Origin of the sequence: Rhizobacter sp., from assembly GCF_031412495.1 — a bacterium.
Classification (GTDB): Bacteria; Pseudomonadota; Gammaproteobacteria; order Burkholderiales; family Burkholderiaceae_C; genus Schlegelella_A.
The window spans coordinates 1-5,414 of sequence record NZ_JANODC010000228.1 but is presented as its reverse complement, the minus strand read 5'-3'; the positions used below and the strand labels follow the sequence as shown (position 1 = coordinate 5,414).

Annotated in this window: 5 protein-coding genes and 1 pseudogene; 4 read left to right on the top strand and 2 right to left on the bottom strand. The window is 70.1% G+C overall.

Features of this window, described 5'->3' with window-relative positions; translation table 11 throughout:
• A pseudogene (locus AC30N0_RS08660) lies at nucleotides 1-689 on the bottom strand (hypothetical protein); the annotation flags it as partial.
• Between the two features lie 297 nt (nucleotides 690-986).
• On the opposite strand from AC30N0_RS08660, the gene AC30N0_RS08655 reads away from it, so the two are divergent.
• Genes AC30N0_RS08655 through hmgA form a run of 4 tightly spaced genes read left to right on the top strand, consistent with a single transcriptional unit; the run spans nucleotide 987 to nucleotide 5,076 of the window.
• On the top strand, nucleotides 987-2,096 hold the full coding sequence (locus AC30N0_RS08655) for a CaiB/BaiF CoA transferase family protein (protein ID WP_489517521.1): 1,110 nt from the start codon (nucleotides 987-989) through the stop codon (nucleotides 2,094-2,096).
• Between the two features lie 47 nt (nucleotides 2,097-2,143).
• The gene (locus tag AC30N0_RS08650) at nucleotides 2,144-2,668 is read left to right on the top strand and encodes a gamma carbonic anhydrase family protein (RefSeq protein ID WP_489517520.1); all 525 of its coding nucleotides are present in this window, start codon (nucleotides 2,144-2,146) and stop codon (nucleotides 2,666-2,668) included.
• A gap of 28 nt (nucleotides 2,669-2,696) precedes the next feature.
• Nucleotides 2,697-3,773, top strand: a complete 1,077-nt coding sequence (gene hppD, locus AC30N0_RS08645; RefSeq protein WP_489517519.1) for a 4-hydroxyphenylpyruvate dioxygenase — start codon at nucleotides 2,697-2,699, stop codon at nucleotides 3,771-3,773.
• 1 nt (nucleotide 3,774) lies between these two features.
• Nucleotides 3,775-5,076, top strand: coding sequence for a homogentisate 1,2-dioxygenase (hmgA, locus tag AC30N0_RS08640; RefSeq protein ID WP_489517518.1), 1,302 nt, complete (start codon nucleotides 3,775-3,777; stop codon nucleotides 5,074-5,076).
• Between the two features lie 24 nt (nucleotides 5,077-5,100).
• Here the strand turns inward: hmgA and AC30N0_RS08635 are convergent.
• The coding region (locus tag AC30N0_RS08635) for a TRAP transporter large permease subunit (protein WP_489517517.1) at nucleotides 5,101-5,414 on the bottom strand (314 nt) is incomplete at its 5' end.

Below are 5,414 nucleotides of genomic sequence, written 5' to 3'. Positions count from 1 at the left end.
AGCAGCGAGACCAGGCGCGCGCCGCCGTCGAAGCGCGCGGCAAGGTCGAGCAGCACCTCCTTGCGGCCGACGAATTCGTCGCGCTCGGCCGGCAGGCCGTGCCGGACCTCGCGCAGGGGAAGCCAGGTCTCGCCCTGCCTGACGACGCGGTAGCACTTCGGGTGGTCCGCAGGCGGCGTGAATGGTGCCGCCTCGTCGCCGACCTCGAACAGCTCGACCGGATCGATCACGCCCTTCAGCCGCCAGTGGCCATGGCTCTGCAGGCGGTGCCGGGTCGGGCCGAGGGCCCGGACGGCCTCGGTGGTCAGGATCGTCTGCCCACCGGCCGACAGCGACATGACGCGGGCGGCGACCGCCTTGGCGACGCCGTCGACCTCGAGCGACTTCGCGCCCAGGGCGACGTGCTCCGGGCTGTTCTCGCGCAGGCCCACGAGGCCGACGTGCAGCCCGGCCCGCGACGCGAGCGGCACCGGCAACGAGGCCAGGACGCGGTGGTAGCCGAGCGCGAACGAGACCGCATCGGCGGCCGCCTCGAACAGCAGGAGGAAGCCGTCGCTGCGGTCGATCTCGCGGCCCCGGCATTGCTGCAGCAAGGTGCGCGCGACGGCGTCGTGCTGCTTCCAGACCTCGGCCATCGCCGCGTCGCCCAGGCTCATGGCGAGTTCGGTGCTGCCGACGATGTCGGTCATCAGGAGCGCGAAGGTCCGGCCGGCCGGACTTCCTGGGCGAGCCACTTCCTGGATCATCTGCAGCCCCACGGGATCGACGCCAGCGGATTGTGGCCCTCCCTGCATACGGAAAGAACTGGTCCGGGAGGACAGAAAGCTTTCTACAGTCGGTGCTGGCCGGGAGACGTCCGGCACCGGGAGAGATCCGAACGTGAACCCGCACCCGTCCGCTGCTGCAGGCGCGAAGGCGCTGTCGTGACCGCCCCGCCACCGAGCGGCCTGCCCCTGGCCGGCGTCCGCATCGTCGAGTTCACGCACATGGTGATGGGGCCCGCGTGCGGCATGATCCTCGCCGACCTCGGCGCCGAGGTGATCAAGGTCGAGCCGCCCGGCGGCGACAAGACGCGCACGCTGCCAGGCATCGGCATCGGCTTCTTCCGTGCCTTCAACCGCAACAAGAAGAGCATCGTCCTCGACATCCATGCGGCCGAAGGGCATGCCGCCGCGCTCGAGCTGATCACCGGCAGCGACGTGCTCATCGAGAACTTCCGGCCCGGCCTGATGGAGTCGCTCGGCCTGGGCTACGCGATGCTGGCGAAGGCCAACCCCCGCCTGGTCTACGTCTCGCACAAGGGCTTCCTGCCCGGCCCCTACGAGAACCGGCTCGCTCTGGACGAGGTGGTCCAGATGATGGCCGGCCTGTCGTACATGACCGGGCCGCCGGGGCGGCCGCTGCGCGCCGGCTCGTCGGTGAACGACATCATGGGCGGCATGTTCGGCGCCATCGGCGTGCTCGCTGCGCTGCGCGAGCGCGAGCGCAGCGGCCGCGGCCAGGAAATCCGGAGCGCGCTGTTCGAGAACTGCGTCTTCCTCGCCGCGCAGCACATGCAGCAGTACCTGATGACCGGCGAGCCGCCGGCGCCGATGCCGGCGCGCGTCTCCTCGTGGAGCGTGTACGACGTCTTCAGCCTTGCCGACGACGAGCAGCTTTTCATCGGTGCGGTCAGCGACCGGCAGTTCCTGAACCTGTGCCGCGTGCTCGGCAGCCCGGAACTGGCGGGTGATCCGGCGCTGGCGACGAACGCGCAACGGGTCGTCCGGCGGTCGGAGTTCCTGCCGCGCCTGGCCGCGATCCTCGCCGGGCATCGCCTGGCCGAGCTCACGCCGCAGCTCGAGGCCGCCGGGATTCCGTACGCGCCGATCGTCCGCCCCGACCAGCTCCTCGACGACCCGCACCTGCGCGAAAGCGGCGGCGTCGTGCCGATGCAGACGGAAGACGGCGGACTGACCCAGGCCGTGCTCCTGCCGCTGCTGATGGATGGCCGCCGTCCGGGCGTGCGCCACCCGCTGGCAGCGGTCGGCGAGCACACGGAGGAAGTCCTTGCCGGTCTCCGGAGGGGCAAGCAGGGAGACGCCGAGGTCGGGTAGTCTCGACCTCGGACATCATCGACATTCGACAGCTGCGAAAGGCGACCATGGCGCTCTACCGGATCGACGGCCATTCCCCCGAGGTGCCGGCCTCGGCCTACGTCGCCGCCGAGGCGACGCTCATCGGCCGGGTCGTGCTCGGCGAGCGGGCCAGCGTCTGGGCCGGCGCGACGGCGCGCGCCGACAACGAGCCGATCCGCATCGGCGCCGACTCGAACGTGCAGGAGGGCGCGGTGCTGCACGCCGACCCGGGCTTCCCGCTCGACATCGGACCCCGCGTGACCGTCGGCCACCAGGCCATGCTGCACGGCTGCACGGTGCACGAAGGCTCGCTGATCGGCATCCAGTCGGTGGTCATGAACGGCGCGGTGATCGGCAAGGGCTGCCTGGTCGGCGCCGGCGCCGTCGTGACCGAGGGCAAGAGCTTCCCGGACCGCTCGCTGATCCTCGGCGCGCCGGCCAAGCGGGTGCGCGAGCTGAGCGACGACGAGGTCGCGAACCTGGCCCGCATCGCGACCTCCTATGCCAGCCGGGGCGAGAAGTTCCGGACAGAATTGGAGCGCGTGGGCTGACCTGCCCGCGACGCGCGCGGAGCATCCGATGGCCGACCTGTTCGACAACCCGATGGGCCTGCTGGGCTTCGAATTCGTCGAGTTCGCCGCCCCGACGGCCGGCGTCCTGGAGCCTGCCTTCGAGAAGCTGGGCTTCACGCTGGTGGCGAAGCACCGGTCGAAGGACGTGCTCCTCTACCGCCAGGGCGACATCAACTTCATCGTCAACCGCGAGCCGAAGAGCCTCGCCGCCTACTTCGCCGCCGAGCACGGGCCCTCGGCGTGCGGCCTGGCGTTTCGCGTCCGCGACTCGCACAAGGCCTACGAGCGGGCGCTCGCCCTCGGCGCCCAGCCGGTGGAGATCCCGACCGGGCCGATGGAGCTGCGCCTGCCGGCGATCAAGGGCATCGGCGGGGCGCCGCTCTACCTGATCGACCGCTTCGAGGACGGGCGCTCGATCTACGACATCGACTTCGAGTTCCTCGACGGCGTCGACCGGCATCCTGTCGGGCACGGCCTGAAGCTCGTCGACCACCTGACGCACAACGTCTACCGCGGCCGCATGGCGTTCTGGGCCGACTTCTACGAGCGCCTCTTCAGCTTCCGCGAGATCCGCTACTTCGACATCCAGGGCGAGTACACCGGGCTCACGTCGAAGGCGATGACCGCGCCCGACGGCCGGATCCGCATCCCGCTCAACGAGGAGTCGAAGAAGGGCTCGGGGCAGATCGAGGAATTCCTGATGCAGTTCAACGGCGAGGGCATCCAGCACGTGGCCCTGCTCACCGACGACCTAGCTGCCACGATCGACAAGCTCGCCCTTGCCGGCGTGCCGCTCATGGACCCGCCGAACGACGTGTACTACGAGATGCTCGACGAGCGGCTGCCCGGGCACGGCCAGCCGATGGCCGAGCTGAAGACGCGCGGCATCCTCGTCGACGGCACGACCGAGGCCGGCAAGCCGCGCCTGCTGCTGCAGATCTTCTCGAAGACGGTGCTCGGCCCGGTGTTCTTCGAGTTCATCCAGCGCAAGGGCGACGACGGCTTCGGCGAGGGCAACTTCAAGGCGCTGTTCGAGTCGATCGAGCGCGACCAGGTCCGCCGCGGCGTTCTGGAGACCCGCTGAGATGACGGCGTACCAGTCGGGCTTCGGCAACGAGTTCGCGACCGAGGCGCTCGAAGGCGCCCTGCCCGTCGGCCGCAACTCGCCGCAGCGTTGCGCCTACGGGCTCTACGCCGAGCAGCTTTCCGGCACGTCGTTCACGGCACCGCGCGCCGACAACCGGCGCACCTGGCTCTACCGCATCCGCCCGGCGGCGATGCACCCGCCCTTCGAGCGTGCCGGCGACGGCCGCCTGATCAGCGACTTCGGCGAAGACGCCGGCCTGCCCACGCCGCCGAACCAGCTGCGCTGGAACCCGCTGCCGATGCCCGAGGCCGGCATCGACTTCCTCGCCGGGCTGGTCACCTTCGCGGGCAACGGCGACGTGCGCGCCCAGTCGGGCGCGGCGCTGCACCTGTACGCGGCCAACCGGTCGATGCACAAACGCGCCTTCTACAGCGCCGACGGCGAGCTGCTGGTCGTGCCGCAGCAGGGCCGGCACCGCTTCGTCACCGAGCTCGGCGTCATCGATGCCGAGCCGCAGGAGATCGTCGTCATCCCGCGCGGCGTCCGCTTCAAGGTAGAGCTGCCCGACGGCGAAGGGCGCGGCTACGTCTGCGAGAACCACGGCGCGCCGTTCCGCCTGCCCGACCTCGGCCCGATCGGCTCGAACGGCCTCGCCAACCCGCGCGACTTCCTGACGCCCATCGCTGCCTACGAGGACAGCGACGAGCCGCACGAGCTGGTCGCGAAGTTCATGGGCCACCTGTGGACGACGCGCATCGACCACTCGCCGTTCGACGTCGTCGCCTGGCACGGCAGCCACGTGCCCTACAAGTACGACCTACGCCACTTCAACGCCATCGGCTCGATCAGCTACGACCACCCGGACCCGTCGATCTTCCTCGTCCTGCACAGCGCCTCGGCGGTGCCGGGCACGAGCGACATCGACTTCGTCGTCTTCCCGCCGCGCACCCTGGCGATGCAGGACACCTTCAGGCCGCCCTGGTTCCACCGCAACGTCGCCAGCGAGTTCATGGGCCTGATCCACGGCCGCTACGACGCCAAGGCCGAGGGCTTCCTGCCCGGCGGGGCCAGCCTGCACAACGCCATGACCGGGCACGGTCCGGACGCCGAGACCTTCGAGAAGGCGAGCCGCGCCGACCTGTCGAAGCCCGACGTCATCACCGACACCATGGCCTTCATGTTCGAAAGCCGGCAGGTCTGGCGGCCGACGCGGCAGGCCCTCGAGGCGGCCGAGCTGCAGGACGACTATTTCCGCTGCTGGGCCGGCCTGCGCAAGCACTTCGACCCGGCCCGGCGTTGAGCCGCGCCGCCGGCGGCGGCCAGCTCAGAAGAACATCTTCGGCAGCCAGAGCACCAGCGACGGCACGTAGGTGATTACGACCAGGCTGAGGAGCAAGGGAACGAGCCAGGGCAGGATGGCCATGGTCGTGCGCTCGAACGACAGGTTGGCGACGCGGGCGAGCACGAACAGCACCATGCCCATCGGCGGGTGCAGCAGCCCGATCATCAGGTTCAGCACCATCACGAGTCCGAAGTGGACCGGGTCGACGCCCAGCTGCGTGGCGATCGGCAGCAGGATCGGGACCAGGATCGTGATCGCCGCCGTCGGCTCGAGGAAGCAGCCGACGAAGAGCATCA

Coding starts and splice junctions, on each gene's coding strand:
- AC30N0_RS08655 (WP_489517521.1), top strand. CDS start 987: ATGGTGATGGGGCCCGCGTGCGGCATGATCCTCGCCGACCTCGGCGCC.
- AC30N0_RS08650 (WP_489517520.1), top strand. CDS start 2,144: ATGGCGCTCTACCGGATCGACGGCCATTCCCCCGAGGTGCCGGCCTCG.
- hppD (WP_489517519.1), top strand. CDS start 2,697: ATGGCCGACCTGTTCGACAACCCGATGGGCCTGCTGGGCTTCGAATTC.
- hmgA (WP_489517518.1), top strand. CDS start 3,775: ATGACGGCGTACCAGTCGGGCTTCGGCAACGAGTTCGCGACCGAGGCG.